18 protein-coding genes are annotated in these 22445 nt (G+C 63.2%); 6 read left to right on the forward strand and 12 right to left on the reverse strand.

The window, feature by feature from the left end; all coding sequences use genetic code 11:
* Nucleotides 1-19: 19 nt before the first annotated feature.
* On the reverse strand, nt 20-376 hold the full coding sequence (locus tag QN413_RS03960; protein WP_323495354.1) for a DUF302 domain-containing protein: 357 nt from the start codon (nt 374-376) through the stop codon (nt 20-22).
* A gap of 106 nt (nt 377-482) precedes the next feature.
* Nucleotides 483-926, reverse strand: coding sequence for a hypothetical protein (locus tag QN413_RS03965; protein ID WP_323495355.1), 444 nt, complete (start codon nt 924-926; stop codon nt 483-485).
* Nucleotides 927-1356: 430 nt separating this feature from the next.
* Here QN413_RS03965 and QN413_RS03970 point away from each other — a divergent pair, with 430 nt between their 5' ends.
* Nucleotides 1357-1818 carry a DUF4188 domain-containing protein gene (locus QN413_RS03970; RefSeq protein ID WP_323495356.1) on the forward strand — a complete coding sequence of 154 codons (462 nt, stop codon included), beginning with the start codon at nt 1357-1359 and terminating at the stop codon, nt 1816-1818.
* Nucleotides 1819-2045: 227 nt separating this feature from the next.
* On the opposite strand, the gene QN413_RS03975 is transcribed toward QN413_RS03970, so the two are convergent.
* The 6 genes from QN413_RS03975 to QN413_RS04000 are packed head-to-tail and all read right to left on the reverse strand — an operon-like array spanning nt 2046 to nt 9446.
* Nucleotides 2046-3299, reverse strand: coding sequence for a divalent metal cation transporter (locus tag QN413_RS03975; protein ID WP_323495357.1), 1254 nt, complete (start codon nt 3297-3299; stop codon nt 2046-2048).
* Between the two features lie 55 nt (nt 3300-3354).
* Nucleotides 3355-4674: a four-carbon acid sugar kinase family protein gene (locus tag QN413_RS03980; protein ID WP_323495547.1), complete on the reverse strand. Its 1320-nt coding sequence runs from the start codon at nt 4672-4674 to the stop codon at nt 3355-3357.
* Nucleotides 4675-4676: 2 nt separating this feature from the next.
* Nucleotides 4677-5948, reverse strand: a complete 1272-nt coding sequence (locus tag QN413_RS03985) for a ribulose-bisphosphate carboxylase large subunit family protein (protein WP_323495358.1) — start codon at nt 5946-5948, stop codon at nt 4677-4679.
* A gap of 5 nt (nt 5949-5953) precedes the next feature.
* Nucleotides 5954-6493 carry a VOC family protein gene (locus QN413_RS03990; RefSeq protein WP_323495359.1) on the reverse strand — a complete coding sequence of 180 codons (540 nt, stop codon included), beginning with the start codon at nt 6491-6493 and terminating at the stop codon, nt 5954-5956.
* Between the two features lie 26 nt (nt 6494-6519).
* Nucleotides 6520-8418: a TRAP transporter large permease subunit gene (locus QN413_RS03995; RefSeq protein WP_323495360.1), complete on the reverse strand. Its 1899-nt coding sequence runs from the start codon at nt 8416-8418 to the stop codon at nt 6520-6522.
* 8 nt (nt 8419-8426) lie between these two features.
* Nucleotides 8427-9446, reverse strand: coding sequence for a TRAP transporter substrate-binding protein (locus QN413_RS04000; RefSeq protein WP_323495361.1), 1020 nt, complete (start codon nt 9444-9446; stop codon nt 8427-8429).
* A gap of 124 nt (nt 9447-9570) precedes the next feature.
* On the opposite strand from QN413_RS04000, the gene QN413_RS04005 reads away from it, so the two are divergent.
* Nucleotides 9571-10647, forward strand: coding sequence for a LacI family DNA-binding transcriptional regulator (locus tag QN413_RS04005; RefSeq protein ID WP_323495362.1), 1077 nt, complete (start codon nt 9571-9573; stop codon nt 10645-10647).
* A gap of 102 nt (nt 10648-10749) precedes the next feature.
* Entirely contained in the window at nt 10750-11007 is a 258-nt protein-coding gene (locus QN413_RS04010) for a hypothetical protein (protein WP_323495363.1), read from the forward strand.
* Between the two features lie 74 nt (nt 11008-11081).
* Here the strand turns inward: QN413_RS04010 and QN413_RS04015 are convergent, their stop codons facing one another.
* Complete coding sequence (locus tag QN413_RS04015; protein WP_323495364.1) at nt 11082-12383, reverse strand: phospholipase D-like domain-containing protein; 1302 nt, start codon at nt 12381-12383, stop codon at nt 11082-11084.
* A gap of 429 nt (nt 12384-12812) precedes the next feature.
* On the opposite strand from QN413_RS04015, the gene QN413_RS04020 reads away from it, so the two are divergent.
* Nucleotides 12813-15197 (forward strand): AI-2E family transporter, encoded by a 2385-nt coding sequence (locus QN413_RS04020; RefSeq protein WP_416352134.1) that lies wholly within the window; start codon nt 12813-12815, stop codon nt 15195-15197.
* A gap of 195 nt (nt 15198-15392) precedes the next feature.
* Nucleotides 15393-16643, forward strand: coding sequence for a DUF2252 family protein (locus QN413_RS04025; RefSeq protein ID WP_416352135.1), 1251 nt, complete (start codon nt 15393-15395; stop codon nt 16641-16643).
* A 51-nt stretch (nt 16644-16694) separates the two neighbouring features.
* Here QN413_RS04025 and QN413_RS04030 read toward each other — a convergent pair whose 3' ends face one another.
* The 3 genes from QN413_RS04030 to QN413_RS04040 all read right to left on the reverse strand — a co-directional run bounded on the left by QN413_RS04030 (nt 16695) and on the right by QN413_RS04040 (nt 21248).
* Nucleotides 16695-17675, reverse strand: a complete 981-nt coding sequence (locus tag QN413_RS04030) for a PA2169 family four-helix-bundle protein (protein ID WP_323495367.1) — start codon at nt 17673-17675, stop codon at nt 16695-16697.
* A gap of 163 nt (nt 17676-17838) precedes the next feature.
* Entirely contained in the window at nt 17839-20274 is a 2436-nt protein-coding gene (locus tag QN413_RS04035) for a catalase (RefSeq protein ID WP_323495368.1), read from the reverse strand.
* A 170-nt stretch (nt 20275-20444) separates the two neighbouring features.
* Nucleotides 20445-21248: an SDR family NAD(P)-dependent oxidoreductase gene (locus QN413_RS04040; protein ID WP_416352136.1), complete on the reverse strand. Its 804-nt coding sequence runs from the start codon at nt 21246-21248 to the stop codon at nt 20445-20447.
* 160 nt (nt 21249-21408) lie between these two features.
* Here QN413_RS04040 and QN413_RS04045 point away from each other — a divergent pair, with 160 nt between their 5' ends.
* Nucleotides 21409-22443, forward strand: a complete 1035-nt coding sequence (locus QN413_RS04045) for a TRAP transporter substrate-binding protein (protein WP_323495370.1) — start codon at nt 21409-21411, stop codon at nt 22441-22443.
* Nucleotides 22444-22445 lie beyond the last annotated feature (2 nt).

Genomic DNA, 22445 nt, shown 5'->3' on the forward strand with positions numbered 1-22445 from the left:
TAGCGGCCTGTCCACGCCTTCACGATTTCGCGGCAGTGTCCCGGTCAATCAACGCCGACCGTACTCGGTCCAGCCTCTGGCGCACCTCGCGTGCGACGCGGCCAATCTCGGGATCAGTGGCCATTTGCAGCACCGCGACGGGGTCCATGAACCCGACGACAAAACCGCCATCTTCCGCTTCGCGCACGACCACGTTACACGGCAGCAGCAAGCCGATGTCGGGCTCGGCGAGAAGTGCGCGATGCGCCAACGGCGGATTGCAGGCGCCGAGAATCCGGTATGGCCGCCCGTCTATTCCGAGCTTGGCCTTCATCGTGGCCTGCACATCGATGTCGGTCAGGATGCCGAAGCCTTCTGCCTTCAGCGCGTCGGTCACTGTCGCGATTGCCTGCGGAAAGGTCAGACCTTCCAGCCTGCAGTTGAAACCGTAGCTGGGACCCTTCGGAGAGACCGAGACCGGTGGTGGGTGACTCATGGTCGGTTCACTGCTTCATGGACGCCGGCGGCATCCGGTCCATCATCAATTCCATCATCATTTGCATCGTGGTCATGCGCTGTTCCATCGTCTTGTGATGTTTGGCCATGTCGGCCGGCATGCCCTTGGTATCGGCCATCGCGCCCATGCCCTCCATGGACCCTTTGCCATCCATAGCGCTCATGCCCTTCATCATGCTCATGCCGCCCTGCATGGCCTTCATGTGATCGGCCATCAGCGCGCTGCGCTCCTCGGGGGTCTTGGCGTTCATCATCTTCTGGTGCATCTCCTGCATCGCCTTCATGCGGGGTTCCATCGGGGTCATGGATGCGGCCGCGCCGGTGTCCGCAACGTTGGACGAAGGCGGCGGTGCATTGACCGAGCCAGGGCTTGCGCAGGCGCTTGCGAGTACGGCAGCGGACAGTGCAACGAGGGTACGAACGGGGGTCATGTTGAACTCCTGGGGTGTGGGTCCTGTTCGGACCAAGTGAGCGAGGGACGAATGGGATTTTTGGCGGGTCAGCGAGACCGCTGCATGAGGAACGTAAATAACTTCAAAAATTCTATGAAGCGACTGCGAGGGGGCACTTGAGCAGGATCAAGAAGTTGCGCGATGACATCTCAATACGTGGACACGAAGTCTCGATACAAGGGCGATGGGTCATTGCCGTCTTGTCGGATGTGGTGGGGTCTGGCCAGAAGCAGCTCTTCGTCTTCAATGAAATACCTCTCCGAACGCGATGTCGCTGCTACAGAGTTGTCACCAACTAGGCTCGCGCTACACGTCGTTCGAAAGAGAAAGCAGCTTCACAGTAAAGCGCTCGACGACGCGAGAATCGCTACATGACCCCTGAGAAAACATCATGATTCGATGTGAACGGATGACCGCAGACCTGGAAGGTGACTTCGTTGTGTTCATGATCGGCGTGCGGATCAATGCACCTCTTAAGATTCACAAGTGGCTCCCGGTGATCCGCGCGATGCCTCGCATGCTCGTCGAGCTTCATCGCCAACCGGAGCTCGGCTTTATCCATGCCGAGATGTGGTTTGCGCGCACGACGATCATGGTTCAGTACTGGCGGTCGATGGAACAGCTCATGGCTTATGCGAAGTTGCGAACCGCCGAGCATCCCCCTGCGCGGAAAGCCTTCAACAAGTCCATCGGAACGGATGGATCGGTCGGAATTTGGCATGAAACCTACTCTGCGACTTCGGGAAGCTACGAAAACGTGTACGTCAACATGCCGGCTTTCGGCCTAGGTCGCGCAGGCAATCTAAGGGCGGCGACAGGGGGAAGACAGACAGCCTCTGGCAGACTGGATGCTGCGGGGAAAGACGTTTGACGGGCCAGAAGCAAAGATTCCGAACCACTCCACGAAATGCGACAAGAAGATTGTTGGCGCGGTCACCATTTACGTTGCTCTCAACGCCGGCTTGGCTTGGCTTGTGGTCCTGCCGCGCTTGCCGACGACCTTTGTCGAGTGAGCTTTGATGTTCGTTGGCGCTTTGCCGGCAAGCTTCTCAGCGGGCGTCGCCTCCACGGTGAAGGCGCAGCCGACGCATGGCACCGTCAATGCACCAGATCCCAACCCATCATCAACGCCGCGAATCCCATCAGCGCAGTTCCACCCCACCCGAGCCACCGCGTCTTGCGACCTGAAGTGAATCGGCCCATGACATCGGCGCGTGTCGTCAGCACCATCATCGCGGCCATGATCGGCACCGCCACCACGCCGTTGATGACCGCGCTCCAGTAAAGCGCCTTCATCGGGTCGATCGGCGTGAAGCCGAGGGCCGTGCCGACCAGCGTCGCCACGGTAATGATCCCGTAGAACTGCTTGGCCTCGCGCCAGTGCCGCTCCAGCCCCTCTTCCCATCCAAACGCCTCGGCGACAGCATAAGCAGCTGATGACGCGAGCACCGGCACCGCCAGCAAGCCGGTGGCGATGATGCCGCCGGCAAAAAGCCAGAAGGCGAAGTCGCCGGCCAGCGGGCGCAATGCCTCCGCGGCTTGCGCGGCCGATGTGATGTCGTGCACCCCGCCGGCGTAGAGCACCGATGCACCCACCACCATCACGAAGAACGCGATGATGTTGGAGAAGGTCATGCCGATCCAGGTGTCCTGCTTGACGCGGGCCAGGTCGTGCAAGACCTCTTCGTCGGTGCCGCGTTGCCCACCCTTCAGTCCGAGTTCTTCTACTTCTTGCGAGGCCTGCCAGAAGAACAGATAGGGCGAAATCGTGGTGCCGAGCAGCGCGACGATCATCATCCAGTAGCCGCCGTCGAACTGCAGCTTGGGCACCACCAGGTCATACAAGACCCGGCCCCAGTCGACGTGCACCGCCAACACTGTGGCGACGTATGCGAAGAGCGTCAACGTCAGCCACTTGAGTACATGCGCCAGCTTTCTGTAAGGCACGAAGACTTGCAGCAGCACCGTGATCACCCCGAACATCAGCGAATGAAAGTGCGCCGAGCCGCCAATGACGAGCTTGAGCGACTCGCCCATCGCCGCGACGTCGGCCGCGATGTTGATGGTGTTAGCCACCACCAGCAAGCCGACCAGTCCCAGCAGCAATGGCGCTGGCAAATGCTGCCGCAAATTGGCCGCGACGCCCTTGCCGGTGACGCGACCGATGCGGGCCGACACCAGCTGGATGGCGATCATGAAAGGCAGCGAAAGAAACACCGTCCACAGCAGCCCCGTGCCGAACTGCGCACCCGCCTGCGTGTACGTCGCGATGCCCGACGGGTCGTCGTCGGCCGCACCGGTGATGACACCGGGGCCGACGTGGCGCAAGAAAGAGGGGATGTACTTTTTCACCTGCGGATCATGGCACCGGGCCCTGACCGGGCGATGACCAGCGGAGAGTGGGCGCTCAGCGCGTGCCGTGCACCAGCCGTTCGAACACGTCGTCGTCGCCCATCTGGCCGCCCTTGAGCATGAGCTCGATACCGTCGAGTGTTGGTTCATCGCTGTGGACGCGGCACAGTGGGGCGCCGGATGACAACGCGGCGATGTACGACAGACCCCAAGCATCGAGTGCTTGCACCGCATGGCTCGATGTGTCACCGCCCGCAACGCCGACGCGGCGCACGGGCGTGGCGCCGAGCACCCGCACGAGCAAGGCGCCGCCGGCGTGGGCCAATGCGCGTGCGGAGAGGCCGGCATCGACACCGGTCGCCGGGGACGCGGTACAGGCCAGCACGTTGTGCCCTGCGGCGAGCAGGCCGCACAGTTGGGCAGCGACAGTGTCGAGGTGAGCAGGCTCGGCAGCGGCGAGCGCCACCGGGTCGAGCCAGACCTTTTCGTAGGACGTTGCGGCTGCGACCTGCTTCGCGGTCACTGGCGACAGACTGCCGGCGAGCACCAGCACCGAGCCTTGCGCTGGCGCCACACGCGATAAGGCGGCGATCGGCGTTGCATGCTGCGATGCGAAGGCTTGCAACACGCTGCTCGGCCCGACGACCAGCATCGACTGCCCAAACCTGCAACTCAAAGACAGTGCTTCGCCGAGCGTTGCAAGGTCTTCCTGCCGAGCGACATCGAACAGCACGCCGCTCGCCCCCTCCGACACCATCGCCTCAATCGAGGTATGCACAGCCTCGGCGCCGTCCGCATACGCCGGATAAGCCAGCGAGCGCAGTCCGTCTAATTCCTGCAGCGCAAGGTGCTGACGCAAATCGGCCTCGTACATCGGGGTGACAGGATGTCGACTCATGGTCGGATGCCGGTCGATCCGCTGTACCTCGCCGCCATGGCCGGCCGCAGCGAACAGATTGCCGAAGACGCAGTAGCGCCGCAGCTCGGGCTGGCCACCGACCACCGCGACCCAAGGCTGCGAGACGGCGGGCCGCAACACGTGGACCGCGACGCCAATGCTGCCGACCTCCGGCGCGCTGTCGAAAGTCGAGCAGCACTTGTAGTGCAGCACCGAGGCGCCGAGGCTTTCGAACCAACGCGAGACGGGTGCCAGCTCTGCGCGCATCTCTTCGGGCGACATGGATCGCGCCGCGCCGGCGATGCCGACGCAATCGAGTTCACCGACCCGGTGCATGCGAGCTTCATCGGGTACGGACAGGAAGAGCAGTGTGCGTAAGCCGGCGCGCGTCGCGGTGCCCAGCGCATCGGTGGCGCCGGTGAAGTCGTCGCCGTAAAACGCGATGTGCGGCGCGATCTGCAGCGCCACTGACGACATGGTCAAGTACGCCCGAAAAATGCCAGCGCTTGCGCCAGCTCCGGCGCATCGACCGCCGCCTCGGCAAGCGGCACTCCAGCGCGCACAGCCGCCCATGCCTGCCGAATGCTCGTCACGCCGGCAGCGGCCCCGCCCGGATGCGCGAGGATGCCGCCGCCCGACATGAACAACAGATCGTCGCGACCGATGGCAGCCCAGGTCGCAGGCACGGTGCCGGCCCATTGACCGGACGAGAACGCCGGCATCACCGCATCGTCGATGCCCTCTGCCAAGGGTGTAAAGCAGTCGTACGCAGAGGAGATGACTTCCGCATCGGCCTGCGCGAACTTGCCTTGCAGACCATGCACATGCATGTGGTCGACGCCGGCCAGCCGCCACAGCGTCTGATAAGCCTGGAAGCCGATGCCCAACGAAGGATGCCGCGACATCGCGCCGAAGCCGTTGCGGTGCCCGTGCACCGCAAGGCGCGTATGGCGCCGCAAGGTCTGAATGGCGGAGAAGCCGCACCAGTTGAGGCTCGCCATCACGCACGATCCGCCTTCGCGCTCGACCAAGTCGGCGTGGCGCCGCATCGCATCGGTTTCGTCGGTGATGTTGAAGGCCACCATCACGTGCTTGCCCGTGCGCTGCTGGTGCGCGCGCACGGCCGCCATCACGGCGGGCACGCGCTCGGCCAGCGGCGCATGGTCGGGGTCGGCACTGACCTCGTCGTCCTTGATGAAATCGACGCCGGCCGCGCACAAACGGCCGACAAGTTCGGCCGTCTCCGCCGCCGAAAAGCCGACGTTGGGTTTGATGATGGTGCCGACCAAGGCGCCCGTCGCCACACCGGCGACGCGGCGCGTGCCGGCGATGCCGAGCGACGGCAGGTCGAAGCGCGCACGGTACGCGGCGGGCACGTGCATCGTCTCCAGCCGCATTCCGGTCACTTCGCCCAGGTCGTACAGATTGCCAGAGACGGAGGCCGCCAGCGTCGGCAAATTCGCGCCGATGTTGGCAACCGGGAAAGACAGATGCACCGTAGCGCGCCGCCATGGCCCGCGCGTTTTTTTGCGCTCCAGCAACGCGTTGGGTAGCGAAGGCGTATCAACCGATTCCAGCTCTTCGATGGACTCGACCGTCGCACGGGCTCGCTTGCGCAAAGCATCCGTTTCGCCTTCGACCCGGGTGAAGGTGCCGCACGATTGCTCGCCCGCCATCACTTCGGCCACCGCCTCGGGCGCCAGCGGCGTCTCGACCAGGTAACTCGCGTGGATGCGATCTGAACCGGGCATGACCATCAAAGCTTGCTCAGATCGGGGAAGGGCCGAACCGGGTCGCTGCCGTCCCAGCCGACCGACGATTCGCGAATCAGGTCGAACATCTTTCCCTTGGGTCCGGCGACTTCCGACAGCTCGATCACGGTGCCCGGATGGAACTCGGTATCGAAGTAGATAAAGCGACCGCGCTCGCCCACTTCACCGCTCATCACCGGCTTGAAACCTTGCGCGGTGAGGCGTGCGAGGTCGGCGTCGTAGTCAGCCGTCCAGTAGGCGACGTGCTGCAGCCCGGTGCGACCGGCCTGCAAAAAGTCGCGGTACATCGACGGTACGTCATTGCGGGTCTGGATCAACTCGACCTGCACGTAGCCCGAGTTGGCGAGTGCCACCGAGTTGTGCGGCTGATGCGACGCGCCGCGGTACTCGTAATTGACGATAGGCACCTTCGGGTTGTAGTACCAGGGGCCGACACCGAGCGTGCCGCTCCAGTAGTCCATGGCTGCCTCGATGTCGTGCACGACATAGCCCAGTTGGCGAATCTCGCCGAGGAATCGACTCATTGCATGCTCCGTGAAAATGTCCGGCTTCAGTTCTTCAAAAAGCCGATGGAAAACCAGGGGAATGCGGCCACCAGAATCAGGCCGACCAGCAGCGCGACGATGTAGCCGCCGATGTACTTGATGCCGTCGCCCGGATCGACCTTGCTCACAGCGCAGGCGCCGTAGTAGCCGACGCCGAAGGGCGGCGCGAAGAGGCCGATGCCCATCGCGAAGATGACGACCATCGCGTAGTGCACCTCGTGCACACCGGCCGCCTTGGCGATGGGGAACAGCAACGGCCCGAACAGCACGATGGCCGGGATGCCTTCGAGCACGCTGCCCAACACGATGAAGGCGACGATCGAGATCGCGAGAAACCCGTAGCTGCCACCGGGAATCGCGGCCATCCACTTCGCGAGATCCTGCGAGAAGCCCGACTGCGTGAGCCCCCACGCCATGGCCGTGGCGCAACCGACGATGAAGATGATGGCGCCCGACAGCGAGGCCGTTTCGACAAGCATCGGCCGCAGCCGCTTCCAGTCGAACTGCCGATAGATCGCAAGCCCCACCACGACCGAATAGACGATGCCGATGGTCGACACTTCCGTCGCTGTCGCCACGCCTTCGACCACCGCCGCACGGATCACGAAAGGCAGCAACACCGCCGGCAACGCGACCGCGAGGAGACGCGCGATCTGTCGCTTGCTGTGCTGCTCGACGCCGCTCAAATCTTCATGCCGATAGCGCCACCAGACCACAGTGCAGAGCGCCGCACCCAGGACCACGGCCGGCAGCAAGCCGCCGGTGAACAACGCTGCGATCGAGATGCCGGTAACCGAGCCGATGGTGATGAGCACGATCGATGGCGGAATGGTTTTGGTCTGCGCTCCGGTGGTTGCAAGCAGCGCCACCAGGTCGCCCGGCTTGGCGCCGCGCTTCTTCATTTCGGGGAACAGCACGGGCGCGATGGCGGCCATGTCGGCAACCTTGGAGCCCGAGATGCCCGACACGAGGTACATCGCGCCGATGAGTACATACGAAAGGCCGCCGCGCACCCGGCCCAGCATGCTCGCGAGGAACTGGATCATGGCGCGCGACATGCCCGTCATCTCTATCAGCGCGCCCAGAAAGATGAACAGCGGCACTGCCAGCAGGATGAGGTGCGACATGCCTTCGTCTAGACGGCCGACCACCACGAGCAACGGTGTGCGCGTGGTCAGAGCGAGGTAGCCGAAGGTGGCCAGCGCGAAAGAAAACGCGATCGGCACGCCGGAGAACACGGTGACCGCCACTACGCCGACGAAGAAGATGACGAGGTTGAACTTGCCGAGCGGTGCCAGCAACGGACCGGCCGCCCAGAACAAGCCCACCACCACGGCGGTGCCGATCAGCGTCGTCGCGATCTGGCGCACATCGCAGATCCGAAGCATGCGCAGCAGCGCGACCACGATCATCAATGCGATGCCGGTCGGTAGCGCGCCGGCGCGCCAGGCATTGCTGATTTCAAGCGCAGGCGTAACGATGAAAGATTCTTCATGCGCGTAGTCGAATGCCGGCCAAAGCACGAGTGCCAAAAATGCGAGGGACGCCGCAATGGCGAAGGCGTCCAGCACGGCGCGCCGCGGAGGCGTGAGCTTGTCGACCAGCGCGGTCATGCGCATGTGCTCACCGCGGCGCAGTGCCACGACGGCACCGAGCATCGACAGCCAGAGGAACAGGATCGACGCCAGTTCGTCCGACCAGACCAGCGGCGAATGAAAGACATAGCGCGCTGTGACGCCGGCCGCCAGCACGAAGATCTCGGCCAGCACCAGCAGCGCCGCGATGCTCTCGACGACGTAGCCGAGCCAGCCGTCGACGCGCTTGGCCCAAGGGCTCAGCGCATTGCCGAACGACGCCACGGCGATGTCCGGAATGGCAGCGATCGCGCTTACGTTCAAGCTCATGCTCCTCTTCAGGCCAGCTTGCCCCTCGTGCCTTCGAGCAGGGCCCAGGCTTCGGGGCCGAAGCGGCCTTTCCACTCGCCGTAAAAGCTCGATTCGCGCAGCTTGGCACGGAAGGTTTCGGCAGCCCGCCGGTTGATGGTGAGGCCCTTGGCCTCGAGGTCGCCGACGACCGATTCGTTCAGCTTCTTGATGTCGTCACGCTGCTTCAGGCCCGCCTCGTTGATGGCGCGCGCCACGATGGTCTTGAGGTCGGCCGGCAAGGCTTCCCACGCGCGACCGTTGGCGATGAACCAGTAGCCGTCCCAGATGTGGTTGGTGAGCGAGCAGAACTTTTGCACCTCGTACAACTTGGCGACCTGGATGATCGGCAGCGGGTTCTCTTGCGCATCGACGATCTTGGTCTGCAGCGCGGAGTACACCTCGCTGAACTGCAGGCTGGCAGGCGATGCGCCGAGGCCCTTGAACATCGAGATCGACAGCGGGCTCACCGGCACGCGGATCTTCAGGCCGTCCATGTCCTTGGCAGCGGTGATCGGCGCTTTGCTGCTGGTGGTCTGCCGGAAGCCGTTGTCCCACATCTTTTCGAAAGCGTAGAGGCGCGACTTGGAGATGGCGTCGCGCACATGGGCGCCGAGCTTGCCGTCCATCGCACTCCAGACCTGGCTGTAGTCGGAGAACGCGAAGCCGACCGCGTTGATGGCAGCGACCGGCACCAGCGTCGCGATGACCAGGGCGGACGGGGTGAAGAACTCGATGCCGCCGGAGCGCACCTGCGCCAGCATGTCGGTGTCGCCGCCGAGCTGGTTGTTGGGGAAGATCTTGATCTCGACCCGGCCGTCGGTTTCCTTGGCGATGCGGTCGGCGGCTTCCTGCGACCGCACGTTCAGCGGATGGCTCAGCGGCAGGTTGTTGCCGTATTTGTACGAGAACTCGGCAGCATGCGCGATGCGCGGAATCGCCGTCACGATGCTTGCGGCGGGCAGGGCTGAAAGCGTGCGCAGCGCGCCGCGACGGGTGATTTTTTGCATGCGTGTCTCCGGAATGGTTCTGATGCGATTTGATGCATCGATGCGTCATCGATCCATCAGCGCAAACGCACCTTAGAGGGCATACTCCGCTCGGTCAAATCAACGCACTGATGGTTTTTGATGTATGAGGGTTAACCCGAAAGCGCCACCGCCACCGCCGGGCGGGCCTTCGACGACGCGCGCCAGCGTGGCCGACATCGCGCGCGCCGCGAACGTGTCGACCGCCACCGTCGACCGTGTGCTCAACCGTCGCTCCGGCGTGCGCGACGCCACTGCGCAGCGGGTGCTCAAGGCGGCCGGTGCGCTCGACTACCTGCCGGAGACCGCGCTCTACGCGGCGCTGGCACCACCGCCGCTGCGCCTGTCGTTCCTGCTGCCCGCGGGCACCAACCGCTTCATCCGCATGCTGGGCGATATGGTCGGCTACTCGCAGGAGCACTGGGCACCGTTCAACGTCACCTGCCGCGCCGAGTTCATCGAAGGCTTCAATCCGCAGGCGCTTGCCGCCGCCCTGTTGCGGCACGGCAAGCGCAGCGACGGCATCGCCATGATGGCGCTCGAACATGCGGCCGTGCGCGAGGCCGTCAACACGCTGGCGCAGCAAGGCGTGCCGGTCATCACGCTGATCTCCGACCTTTCCAACTCGGCGCGTGCGGCCTACATCGGCCTGGACAATCGCGCGGCCGGCCGCACCGCCGGCTATCTCATCGGCCGCTTTATCGGCGCGCGCACCACCGCCAAGGTCGCGCTCATTGCCGGCAGCCGCAGCTACCGTGCACACGAAGAGCGCGAGGCCGGCTTTCAGCACGTGATCGACGAACTCTTCAAGCGGCTGGAGGTGGTGGACCTGCGCGAGGGTCAGGACGACGCCGAAAAGAACTATCGGCAGACCCGCGCCCTGCTCGCTCAGCATCCGGACCTCGGCGGCATCTACAACATCGGCGGTGCGTCGGACGGCGTGGCCCGCGCGCTGAAAGAAGCCGGGCGCGACCACAAGGTCGTGTTCGTGGGCCACGGGCTCACGCCGGATACGCGCGCACTGCTAATCGACGGCAGCCTCGACGCTGTCATCACTCAAAGCCCGCAAACCACGCTGATGAACTGCGTGCGCATCTTCAGCAACCTGCGTGATCGCCGCGATGCGCTGAGCGGAATCGAGTCGACCCGAAGCCAAGTGATCTTTCGGGAAAACCTGCCTTAGTGACATACAGCACCGAGCATCGGACCGTGAAATTGTTCGCTCGATTGCAAACGGTCTGATTGACGGCGTGCGAGTCTTCTTGTCGGTCAGAGACAATATTTTATGAACTTGCAAACCAATCTGACCGAGCTGACCGACGACGAAGTCCAGGTCAAAGCCATCATCTGGCGGCGCGAGGCTTTGCACGGGAACAAGAAGGCGTTCAGCCTGGCACACCTTTACGAAACAGAGAGCCGGCGGCGGGCGAACGCGAAAGGTGGCACGGGCTTCGGCACACTGGATGCTGTGGCGGTGCCGATTTGGCGGCGCATGTTGTTCTGGCGTTCCCCAGTGGGCAGCGAATTAACGAGACAGGCCTGAACGTCCTGGCCTGAGCAACGCCATCAGGTCGCTGCCTGACAAAGCATCCGAGGCCTTCGCTGAAAGCGTCGCCCTCACAACTGCGATGACAACAACGACGCAATGTGCTCCCACGCCTTTTCCCGCAACGGCCGGTCGCGCCAGGCCTGGAGCGTGACGCGCTTCGAATGCGTCAAGTCCTCCTCGAATTGAGTCGTCTGCGCTGCGGCGAAGGCTGTGTCGTAAATATTGAGATTGGCCTCGTCGTTGAGCCTGAAAGAGCGGTTGTCGAAGTTCGTCGAGCCGACCGAAGACAGCAGGCCGTCTACCGTGAACACCTTGACGTGGAACATCGTCGGCTGATACTCGCTGATTTCGGCGCCGGCTTCGAGCAGCGGACCCCAGCTTGCACGCGATGCCCCGCGTGCTGACTGCGAATCGATGATCGGCCCCGGCACGATGATGCGCACGCGAACACCGCGTTGCATCGCGGCGACCAGCGCGCCGACGGTGAGGTCGTCCGGCACGAAGTACGCGCTGGACAGGTCGATATTCTTCGCTGCCGCCGCGATCGACAACAGGTACATGAGGTGCATGCTTTCGCTGCCGCCCGAGGGCGAACTGCTGAACACCTGCGCCCGACCGGTGCCCGACGGCACTGCAGGCCCCAGGGGGGCGAGCGCAGGGAAGTAAGTTTCCCCATGGAGCACGTCGCCAGACGCCTTGATCCAGTTGTCCATGAACACTGCCTGCATCTGCGCGACCACCGGACCTTCGACCTTGAAATGCGAGTCGCGCCAATGTTCCGCGTCTTGCGCGTTGCCGGTCCATTCGGGAGCGATGCCGACGCCGCCGGTAAAGCCTGTGCGGCCATCGACCACCAGCAACTTGCGGTGCGTCCGGTTGTTCATGCGTGCGATGTCATACCAGCTCGGTTGATGGAACTTGCGGATCTGCACGCCAGCCGCCCCCATGTCCTTTAGGAAACTCTCATCGATCTTTGCACTGCCGACCCAGTCGAGCAACACATGAACCTTGATGCCCGCCCTGGCGCGTTCGGTGAGCGCATCGGCGAAGGCTTTGCCGATGTCGCCCGACCAGTAGATGTAAGTCTCGAAGGTGATGCTTTTCTGCGCGCTGTGGATGGCCTGCAGCATGGGCGGAAAGATGCGGTCACCGTTGTAGAGCGCCTCGAAGCGGTTGCCATCAAGAATCGGCGGGCCGAGCAGCACGCCGAGCGCACGCTGATATTGCGCATCGTGTAGCGAATACTCCCGCTTGATCTGCTCGTCGAGCTTTTTCTCGCCGCTGGTGAAGTTGAGTGCCAGCAGCATTGCAGCCACTGTCAGAACGACTGTCGACGCGATGGTGCCGACACGCGAGGACGAAGGCTTCATAGACGGTAGCGCACGAATTTATCGGTGACGTTCACGGTTATCTCCTTCGTTTTTACTTTAAGCCCGGTAGCGTGCCGCGCCTTGAAATTGCGCTGGCAGGCAGTCTGCGCATTCAGGTGCAGGACGAATCCGAATCCTCGATACAGGACTGTTCTGATCCCACCCTAGCGGCTTGCGGCACGCCGCTGCTGTCTCAGGCAATCGCATGCACTCGGGCGGGCGGACTACCAACGGTCGCGTGGCTGGACGACTCCGCGTTACATCGCGTCGCTAGAAAGTGCCCGCTTCAGAAACTGAAGGCGCGCAGTGAGCAACCAAGACTTCGCAGGAAGCCATCGTGAAGAAGGCGCCGCTTCGGGCTTGTCGCCGCTGGCGCCTTCCGGCAGCGCACTGTCGACGTTGGCGACGGTGATCCCTGAACTCAAATTGATGATCGGCCTCGTTACCGGCGCCATGATCATCGCCGCGCTGTACTTCGGCCGCGAAATCCTGATTCCGCTGGCGCTCGCGTTCCTGCTCGGCTTCGTGCTCGACCCCCTCGTCATGCGGCTGAAGCGTTGGGGCATGCCTCGCGCGGCTGCGGTCATCGTCGTAGTGATCTTTGCCCTGGGCATGGTTGGCCTGGCCGGCGTGTTTCTCGGAAGCCAGGTGAGCACGTTGAGTGCAGAGCTGCCGACATACCAAAGCAACATCAAGACGAAGCTGCGCGATCTTCGCGAAAGCGCCAACCGCCCCGGCATGTTCGACGGTGTGGTCAAGACCTTCGACACCTTCAAGAACGAGGTGGATCAGACCTCTCCCGCTGCACCGTCCGGTACATCGGCCAGCACGGCGCCGGGTACCGCGCCGACGAAGGGCAGTGCGACGCCGCCGCAGCCGCAGCCGCAGCGCGTGCAGCTGACAGAGCGACCGCCCTCCGCGTTTCAGCAGGCGCTCAACTGGCTGGAGGTTGCCAGCGGTCCGCTTGCGAATGCCGGCATCGTTCTGGTCTTCGTCGTGTTGATCCTGCTGGACCGCCTCGACTTGAGAGACAGGTTGTTGCGGCTCTGGGGCGGCAGCCTGCACCGGTCGACCGATGCGATGGACGAGGCCGGCCAGCGCATCAGCAAGTACCTCACCATGCAGCTCATCGTCAACCTGAGTTATGGCGTGCCGATGGCCGTGGGGCTCTGGTTTATCGGTGTGCCCGGCGCAATGCTCTGGGGCGCCGTGGCGGCTGTGATGCGCTTCGTGCCCTACGTCGGCCCGATGATCTCGGCAGTTTTCCCGCTGACGCTGGCTTTCGCGGTCGACCCGGGTTGGAGCATGGTGCTCTGGACAATCGGCCTCATCGCCGCGCTGGAGATGCTCAGCAACAACGTGATCGAACCCTGGCTCTACGGCGCGAGCACCGGGTTGTCGGCAATGTCGCTGATGGTGTCGGCCACCTTCTGGACTGCGTTGTGGGGTCCGGTCGGGCTGATCATGTCGACGCCGCTCACCGTGTGCCTGCTGGTGATCGGGCGGCACCTTCCGCGCTTGCGTTTTCTCGATGTGCTGCTTGGCAGCCAGCCGGCCCTGGACACACCCACCCGCATCTATCAACGGCTCATTGCCGGCGATGTCGAGGAAGCCAGCGAACTGGCTAACGAGCAGGTGATCGACGGCAACGTCATCGGCTTCTACGGCGAAGTCGGCCTGCCTGTCTTGCGCATGGCGTCGAGCGACCACGCAAGCGTTGCCACGGCCGAGCATCGGCACCGCGTCGTAATAGGCATGGACGCCGTCATCGACGACCTGCTCGAGCAGCAACCGGCGCCGGAAGCGCCCGATGGTGCACGGGTGGTGTGCATCGGTGGCAAGTGGGAGGTCGATAGCCTGGCCGCGCGCATGCTCGCCCACGCGCTGTCGCTTGAAAATTACCCCGCCGCGCACCGCCCTGCGGGAACGGTCAACGCAGACTACATCGCCGGCCTGGCGCTCGATGGGGCGCAGGTCGTCTGCCTGTCTTATTTAAGTCCTGAACCGAGGGTGCAGGCCAAACACTTTTGCAGACGCCTCAAGCGGCGCTGGCCCGACGTGCAGATCGTGCTCGGCCTGTGGAACGCCCCAGCCGAGCTGCTCGGCGAAGAAGCGTGCAAGTCGCTCGGTGCCGATGCCGTGGTCACGTCGATCGGCGAGGCGGCGGTGCGCATCACCGCATTGATGGGGGCGCAACTCAGCGAAGGCTTCATGGAGGCGGTCGTGCCCGAAGCAGACGCACAGCGAATCATGGCATTGCATGCGAGCGGCGCTTTGGACGTACGGGCGCAGCCCCTCTTCGATGCAGCCTCCAAGCGCGCGGCCGATATCTTCGATGTGCCGATGGCCATGGTGTCGTTCATCGACGATGACTCGCAACAGGTCAGGGGTGCATTCGGCAGTCTGCGCAGCGCCGAAGCCGCTGCGCGGGTGCGTGCCGACGACATGCACATGCCCCGCTCATCCTCGATGTGCGGCCACGTCGTCGCCAACGCACAAACGCTGGTCGTGCCAGACGTTGCCAGAGACCTGCGCTTTGCCGGCAATCCGGCGCTGCAATCGAAGGGGCTTCGCTTCTACGCCGGTGCGTCGCTGCGCGACATTGGAGGCCAAGTGCTCGGCACTCTCTGCCTGCTGGACACCGAGCCGCATGCGCTCAACCAGCGCGAGGTTCGCCTGCTCGAGGCGATGGCAGATGACCTGATGGACGCGCTGCGCGCAAGTGTCGTGCAGTGGGGCGATGCGGTGCCGCCGTCAACGCCAGCACAGGGCGCTTTGGGCGCGACTTTGGGACAGCCGATACCGGCGGCATAGCGCGCAAGGCCAAGAAACGGTGCACCCGCAAGTGCGCCGTTGATCGCCATCGATCGCCTTCCCGCCTCGACAGCAAGACGACATACGGTGCATGCGCCGACCTACAGCAACGGCGTGTGTCATGGATAGATTGCGTGTTCCCGATACGTGAGCGCCATATGGCGCCGCGTTCCCTCAGGCGATATCCAAAACAACATGCCTACTTTGAAGAATCACGCTTCGGATGCATCAGTGCGCGCGCCGGTGCCCGATCAACGTCTGCCCATCCTCGTGGGAGCACGCAACGCCAAGATGGCGCGCTCCGCGCATGCCTATGTTCGCGGCAATACCGCGCGGTTCTACGACTGGCTCGACTCCGTCGAACGCGTCGCTCTGCCTGAAGGCCCCTCGGTCTGGATTTGCGGGGACTGCCATATCGGCAATGTTGGACCGGTGGCCGACGTCCATGGCGATCTCGCCATCGAGATCCGCGACTTCGATCAGACAGTCGTCGGCAATCCGGCACACGACCTCGTTCGGTTGGGACTTTCATTGGCCTCTGCAGCGCGTGGCTCGGATCTGCCGGGCGTCGTCACGGCGCGGATGATCGAGCAGCTGAGCCTCGGGTACACAGATGCTTTTGCGCCGCGCAAGGTATCTCGACCTCTGCTCAAACCATTGACCGTGGCGCAGGCAATGCGCGAAGCAAAGCAGCGCACCTGGCGTCACCTCGCCAGGGAACGGATCGAAGGCGCGACCCGAAAGATTCCTCTCGGCAAGCGTTTCTGGCCAGTGTCGGAAGCGGAGCGAGAAAGCGTTCAGCGGCTCGTCCATGGTGCAGAGGTCCACAGCCTCGTAACGCGCCTCAGTCATCGTGACAATGCAGCAGAGGTGCGCATGCTCGACGTTGCGTACTGGATGAAAGGGTGCAGCTCGCTCGGTCGACTTCGCTATGCCGTGCTCGTCGACGTTGGACGCGACACCGCCCAAGGCCGCGACTTTTGTCTACTGGACATCAAGGAAGCGATCACTGCAGTCGCTCCGCATGACCGGGACGAAGGTCTTATGCCCCCTGACAATGCAAACCGTGTTGTAGCGGGCGCAAAGGCGATGTCACCGTTTCTCGGGAGTCGCATGCACGCGGATCGCGTATTGCGCCGTTCGGTGTTCGTGCGCGAACTGCTGCCACAAGACTTGAAACTGGAATTTTCCCAGCTGACTGTGGATGAAGCCATGACGGCGGCGTATTACCTTGCTCGCGTGGTCGGTGCCTCACACGCAAGGCAGATGGACGAAGCCACGCGAAAGGCGTGGCGCAAGGAGCTTGTGTCGAGTCACTCTAAGGTGATTGACGCGCCACCTTGGCTATGGACCAGCGTAGTGGAGCTCGTCGCCTCACATGAAAAAGGGTATCTCGACCATTGCCGACGATATGCCCTTGCAACGTCGACTGCGGCGCCGCGCTGAAGGTCTGCGCGGACAGCCGGGTTGCCATTCATAAGCAACCCGGCCATGGCTTCAGGCACGCTCGCGCGCCGCATTCCTCAGATCACGAATCTGATCATGATTGCGCTGGGCGCCGTCTGCCTGCTTCTGAACGACCGCGCGCACATCCGCAGGCAAGCTTTGCTTGAGTGCCTTCCTGTAACGCGCAATGCCTGAGTCTTCGCCGCGCTCGCAAGACTCGAGGATCGACAGTTCGCTGTCGGCACCCATGCTGCCCTTGACCTGTACCCAGCCGCGATGCAGGGCACCGGCGGCCGTACCACCCGATGCCGGCTCACCGCCATAGGCGCGAATCAGCGCGACGAGTTCGTCACCCGCCTGGCGGCAACCTTCAGCGCGGCTTGCAAAAAGTTGCTTCGCATTGGCTGTCTCCACCTGCTCCGCGCAAGTGCGAAAACCATACTCGCCATCGCGTGCGTTCTCGAGCAGATCGTTGAGCACATCGACCACGTCGTCGTTGGACAAATCTTCGTGATTGACGATGTCACTGCCGTTGGCCTGCTTGCCGTAGTAGGTGTCGTCTGCACGGTCCCACGCGGCCTGCACGGCAGGTCGTGCCGACGGCCAGTCGAGGCTCGACCGGCCAGCACGCGTCGCCGCCCACTCGCTCGCCATCGCCGGCTCGACAGCGTCGAAGTCGGCTCCACGTTGCGCCCTGCCAGACCAGCCCATCTCGTAAGCCGGGCCGTAGTCGTCATAGCTGCGGCCTGCCGTGTAGTAGCTTTCCTTTTCGTAGTTCTCGCGCCAGTACGCATCTTCTTGCGTCGGGTTCACACCTTCGGCCACGGCCTTGCCACCGAGGCCACCGACGACGGCACCGGCCACCAGGCCGATCACTGTCCCGACAGGGCCCGCGAGCGAACCCGCCGCTGCGCCTGCCAACGCACCGCCCGTTGCGCCGACGCCAGTGCCGACCGGATGCGCGCCGGGTGCGCCGGTGATGGGGTCACGATTGGGTTCACCCACACCGATTTCGCCATTGTCTGTTGCCATGTCATCTCCTTCAGCGCCTGCTTTGCAAGCTGGGTTGGACCTCTTCGAATGAAGAGGCAAGAGGCGAATATTCATGGGCAAGGGACAGGCCGATGTCATCGGATTCAGACCGATGTCGTAGGCCTGTCGATGCAGCTCGCGCCGGTCAGCAAGCACATGCCGCTCAGGCGACCACTGCCGCTTTCGGTCGATCGTTCTCCCGTGCGTACTGCCGTGATGATCCCACTGCAGCGATGAACTCCGCGATCGCGGAATCGGCACTGCCAACATCCGCGAGCAGAAGACCCGCGTCCGCTGATCCGTCGGGCAGCGTCATCGGAATTTGTGCCTCCGCGAGCAACGCATCGGATGCGCCAAAGGCCAGGATCGGTTTGCAGTGCCAATAGGTAGCACGCACGAACTCAAGCGTATGCGCATCAGCGTCAAGGGCTTCTACTGCAGCCGCGCCGTCCGGAAGCACGAGTGCGTCGAACAGGAAGCCGGGCGAATTTTCCATTGTCGCGTCGGCAGCGAACTTCTCCCCGCCGATGCCGACATAGGTGCCGAGTCGCCTCGCGACCAAACGCGGAACCGCGCCCGCCGCGACCAGGGCCGAGACCAGCTTTCCGAGTGAGGCGCCTTCGACTCCGTTGGCTACCAGGATCGCGATCTTGCGTGTGCGAATGCCACCGTCACCAGAGCGAGCCATGAGCGACAGCGCCGGGGACGTTTCCACTTCAGGCACCGCCGGCACTTCCAATGCCTTGGGCAGTGGCGCAGGCAACTCCATGCCGAGATCTTGTGCGATGCGTGCCGCGAGATCGGGCGCCGCATTGAGCAGGCTGGCGACCACGCGTTCGCGAATGGCCGGCACTGTCACTTTGGACAACTCGAATCGGAATGCATTGCCGATGTGCGCCTTTTCCGCTTCGGTCTGGCTTTCGAAGAACAGCTTGGCCTGCGTGTAGTGGTCGGCAAACTTCTCGGGCTTGATGCGGACCTTGTCTGCGCTCTCCTTTGCATCGAGTCGTCGCGCCACACTGGTGAATCCCTGGGCGGCACCGGCCTGAAACGGGCATCCGCCGGCCAGCGAGTTGGGCTCATACGCCACGCGGCCGCGGTTGATCGCCTGGCGGTGCATGCCGTCCCGCTGGTTGTTGTGCACCTGAGCGATCGGCGCGTTGATGGGCAACTCATGAAAGTTCGGCCCACCCAGTCGACTGATTTGCGTATCGACATAGGAGTGGATACGACCGGCCAACAATGGATCATTGGTGAAGTCGAGTCCGGGCACGATATGAGCCGTGCAGAACGCAACCTGCTCAGTCTCGGCGAAGAAGTTGTCCGGGTTGCGGTTGAGTACCATCCGGCCGACCAATTGAACTGGCACCAACTCTTCGGGGATGAGCTTGGTCGCATCGAGTATGTCGAAGCTGAACTTTTCTGCCTGCTCTTCCGTGAAGATCTGCAGACCCAATTCCCACTCCGGGTACTCGCCGGCCTCGATGGCTTCCCACAGGTCACGGCGATGAAAGTCCGGGTCCGCGCCAGAGACCTTTACTGCTTCTTCCCAGACCATCGAATGTGTTCCGAGCTTGGGTTGCCAATGGAATTTCACGAGCACAGACTCGCCCGCTTCATTGACCAGCCGGAAGGTATGCACGCCAAAGCCCTGCATCATCCGGTAGCTGCGTGGGATTGCACGGTCGGACATCTGCCACATCAGCATGTGCGTCGATTCGGGCATCAGAGACGCGAAGTCCCAAAACGTGTCGTGCGCACTGGCGGCCTGCGGCATCTGGTTGTGCGGCTCCGGCTTCACGGCATGAATCAAGTCGGGGAACTTGATCGCATCCTGGATAAAGAAAACCGGCATGTTGTTGCCAACCAAGTCCCAGTTGCCTTCGTCGGTATAGAACTTGACCGCGAAGCCGCGGACATCGCGCGCCGTGTCCTTGGAGCCACGCTCGCCGGCGACGGTCGAGAAACGGACGAAGACAGGCGTCACTTTGCCGGCTTCCTTGAACGGTGCGGCTTTGGTGTACTTGGTCAGGGGTTCATAGCATTCGAAAAAGCCATGTGCGCCCGAACCACGTGCATGCACGATCCGCTCGGGAATGCGCTCGTGGTCGAAATGCGTGATCTTCTCGCGAAGGATGAAGTCTTCCAGCAAGGCGGGGCCGCGCGCGCCGGCCTTGAGCGAGTTTTGGTTGTCTGCGACCGGGACACCCTGGTTGGTCGTCAACATCTGACCGCTCGAGTCGACGCGCACGCGGTCGAGCGTGTCGATGGTTGCATTGACACCCTCACGCGCTGCGGTGCCGACCTTGTCGGAGAAGTTTTGCTCACTCAGCGTACTGGCTGCTGGAAGACGCGAGGGCGCCTCGACAGTGGCACCCTTGGGCGTATTGAGCGCATTCACCTCGCCGTACTCCGATGACTTGTTCGGATTGGAGGGCATGGCGCTGGCCATCGCCTGCGTGTCGATCGACTTTTGCGTCGGCAAATCGCCCTTGCCTGCGGCAGGTGGTGCTGGCTGGGCGGGACCGCTGTCCGTGTTGCGAGCGGCCGCGTGCGTGGCGTCGCGTTCTGCGGGAGGAATGCTGGGTTTTTTGGGCATGGCAGTCAACCGGGCGTGGCAGTGAGTTGAAATGGGAGCGTCAAGCTACGGCCCGCTCCTTCTCACTTTTGTAGTCCTCGGGCTTGTCCCGACCTGTCAGAAATTCCCGGCAGTCTTACGCACGCGCAGCCCCAGCGGCTTGCCAAAGCTATGCCGAACTATTTCTGAATTTACGGCTGCGCGGCGTCTTTGCGCAGAGTCGGAATGCCCACACCCGATGCCTCGAAACCGCCATCGACGGCGATGACCTGACCGTTGACGTAGCTCGCCGCGGGGCTGCAAAGAAAGCCGGTGACCGCGGCGATCTCTTCCATCGTTCCATAGCGACCGAGCGGAATGGCATCGTGATAGTCGGCGCGAATCGCTGGCGTGTGCACCAGTTTGGCCATTTCGGTTTCGACCGGTCCGGGTGCGACGGCGTTGGCGCGGATGCCGACTGTTCCGAGCTCGGCCGCCTGCTGTTTGGTGAGGTGGATGAGCGCTGCCTTGCTCGTGCCATAGGCCGCGCGCAAGGTGCTCGCCCGTAGACCTGAAATCGATGCGATGTTGACGATCGCGCCGCCGCCCGTCTTGAGCATCACCGGCACGCAAGCCTGCGAGCACAGGAACGCGCCATCGAGATTCGTGGCCATGACGGTGCGCCAATCCTTGAAGGTGTGTTCGCCAATCGGTTTGAATGCCGCCACGCCGGCGTTGTTGACCAGTGCATCGATGCGGCCGAAGCGCGCGACGACCTTGTCTATGGCCGTCTGAACCTGGTCCGGATCGGAGACATCGCAACTCAATGCGAGCACATCCGCGTCATTCGCGAGTCCGGCCGCTGCAGTTGCAAGCGTCGTCTTGTCGATATCGAGCAGCGCGACCCGATGGCCCTGGGCGAGAAACCAGTTGGCAACGGCCAGGCCGATGCCGCGTGCTGCGCCGGTCACGACAGCGACTGGCGCTGTGGACGGCGAAGAGGTGGAAGTTTCGATTGCAGACAAGTTGTGCTCCAGTTTTAGTTGACTCGGCAATAGGTTACCCAAGCGGGCGACCCAAGGAAAACGTGAATAGGCGGCAGCGCACAGTTCTTATAAAACATAACTGAATTCGATCCGAACACCCCCAGATTCCGACATCCAAGGAGACAAAGAAATGAAGACTTCCCGCATTGGTTTCCCCGCGGCCCTGCTCGCGCTGGCCGCAGCGTTGACCGCCGCCCTGCCCGCACACGCGCAAGACAAGCCGGTCAACCTCAAGATGTCGAGCTGGGTGCCGGCGCAGCATCCGCTCAACCCTTCCTTGCAGGCCTGGGCCGACGACATCAAGAAGGCGTCCAACGGCAGCATCACCGCGACGCTCTTCCCCTCGGAACAACTGGGCAAGGCGTTCGACCACTACGACATGGCGCGCGACGGCATCGCCGACCTCGCCTACATCAACCCGGGTTACCAGCCCGGCCGCTTCCCGATCATGGCCGGCGCGTCGCTGCCGTTCCTGTTCGCCAACGGCAAGAGTGGCAGCGCCGCCATCGACGAGTGGTACCGGCCGTACGCCGCCAAGGAAATGAAGGACATCAAGTTCTGCTTCGCCTTCGTGCACGACCCCGGCACCTTTCATGCGCGCAAGAAGATCACGCTGCCCACCGACATCAAGGGCATGAAGATCCGGCCCGCCACCAGCACCATCGGCCAGATGGTGACGGCCCTCGGCGGCACCAACGTGCAGGCCTCGGCGCCCGAATCGCGCGACATGCTGGAGCGCGGCGTGGCCGATGCCATCACCTTTCCGTGGGGCTCGATCGGCCTCTTCGGCATCGACAAGGTCGTGAGCTTTCACATGGATGTGCCGCTCTACGTCACGCCCTTCGTCTGGGGCATGAACAAGGACAAATACGAGAGCATGTCGGCGGCCCAGAAAAAGGTCATCGACGACCACTGCACCAGCGAATGGGCCGAGCGCGTCGCCGCACCGTGGGCCGACTTCGAGTTTGCCGGACACGCCAAGATCGCCGCGCAAGCCGGCCACGAGATCTACAAGCTGACGCCCGAGCAACTCGATGCATGGCGCAAGGCGACGGCGCCGGGAGAAGTGCAGTGGGGCGAGGCCGTCAAGAAGGCCGGCCAGGATCCGAAAGCGGTGATGGACGGCCTCAAGGCCAGTCTCGCAAAGAACAAGGCGGCGCTGTAGTC

Origin of the sequence: Variovorax sp. LG9.2 (genome assembly GCF_035018885.1) — a bacterium.
GTDB lineage: Bacteria > Pseudomonadota > Gammaproteobacteria > Burkholderiales > Burkholderiaceae_C > Variovorax.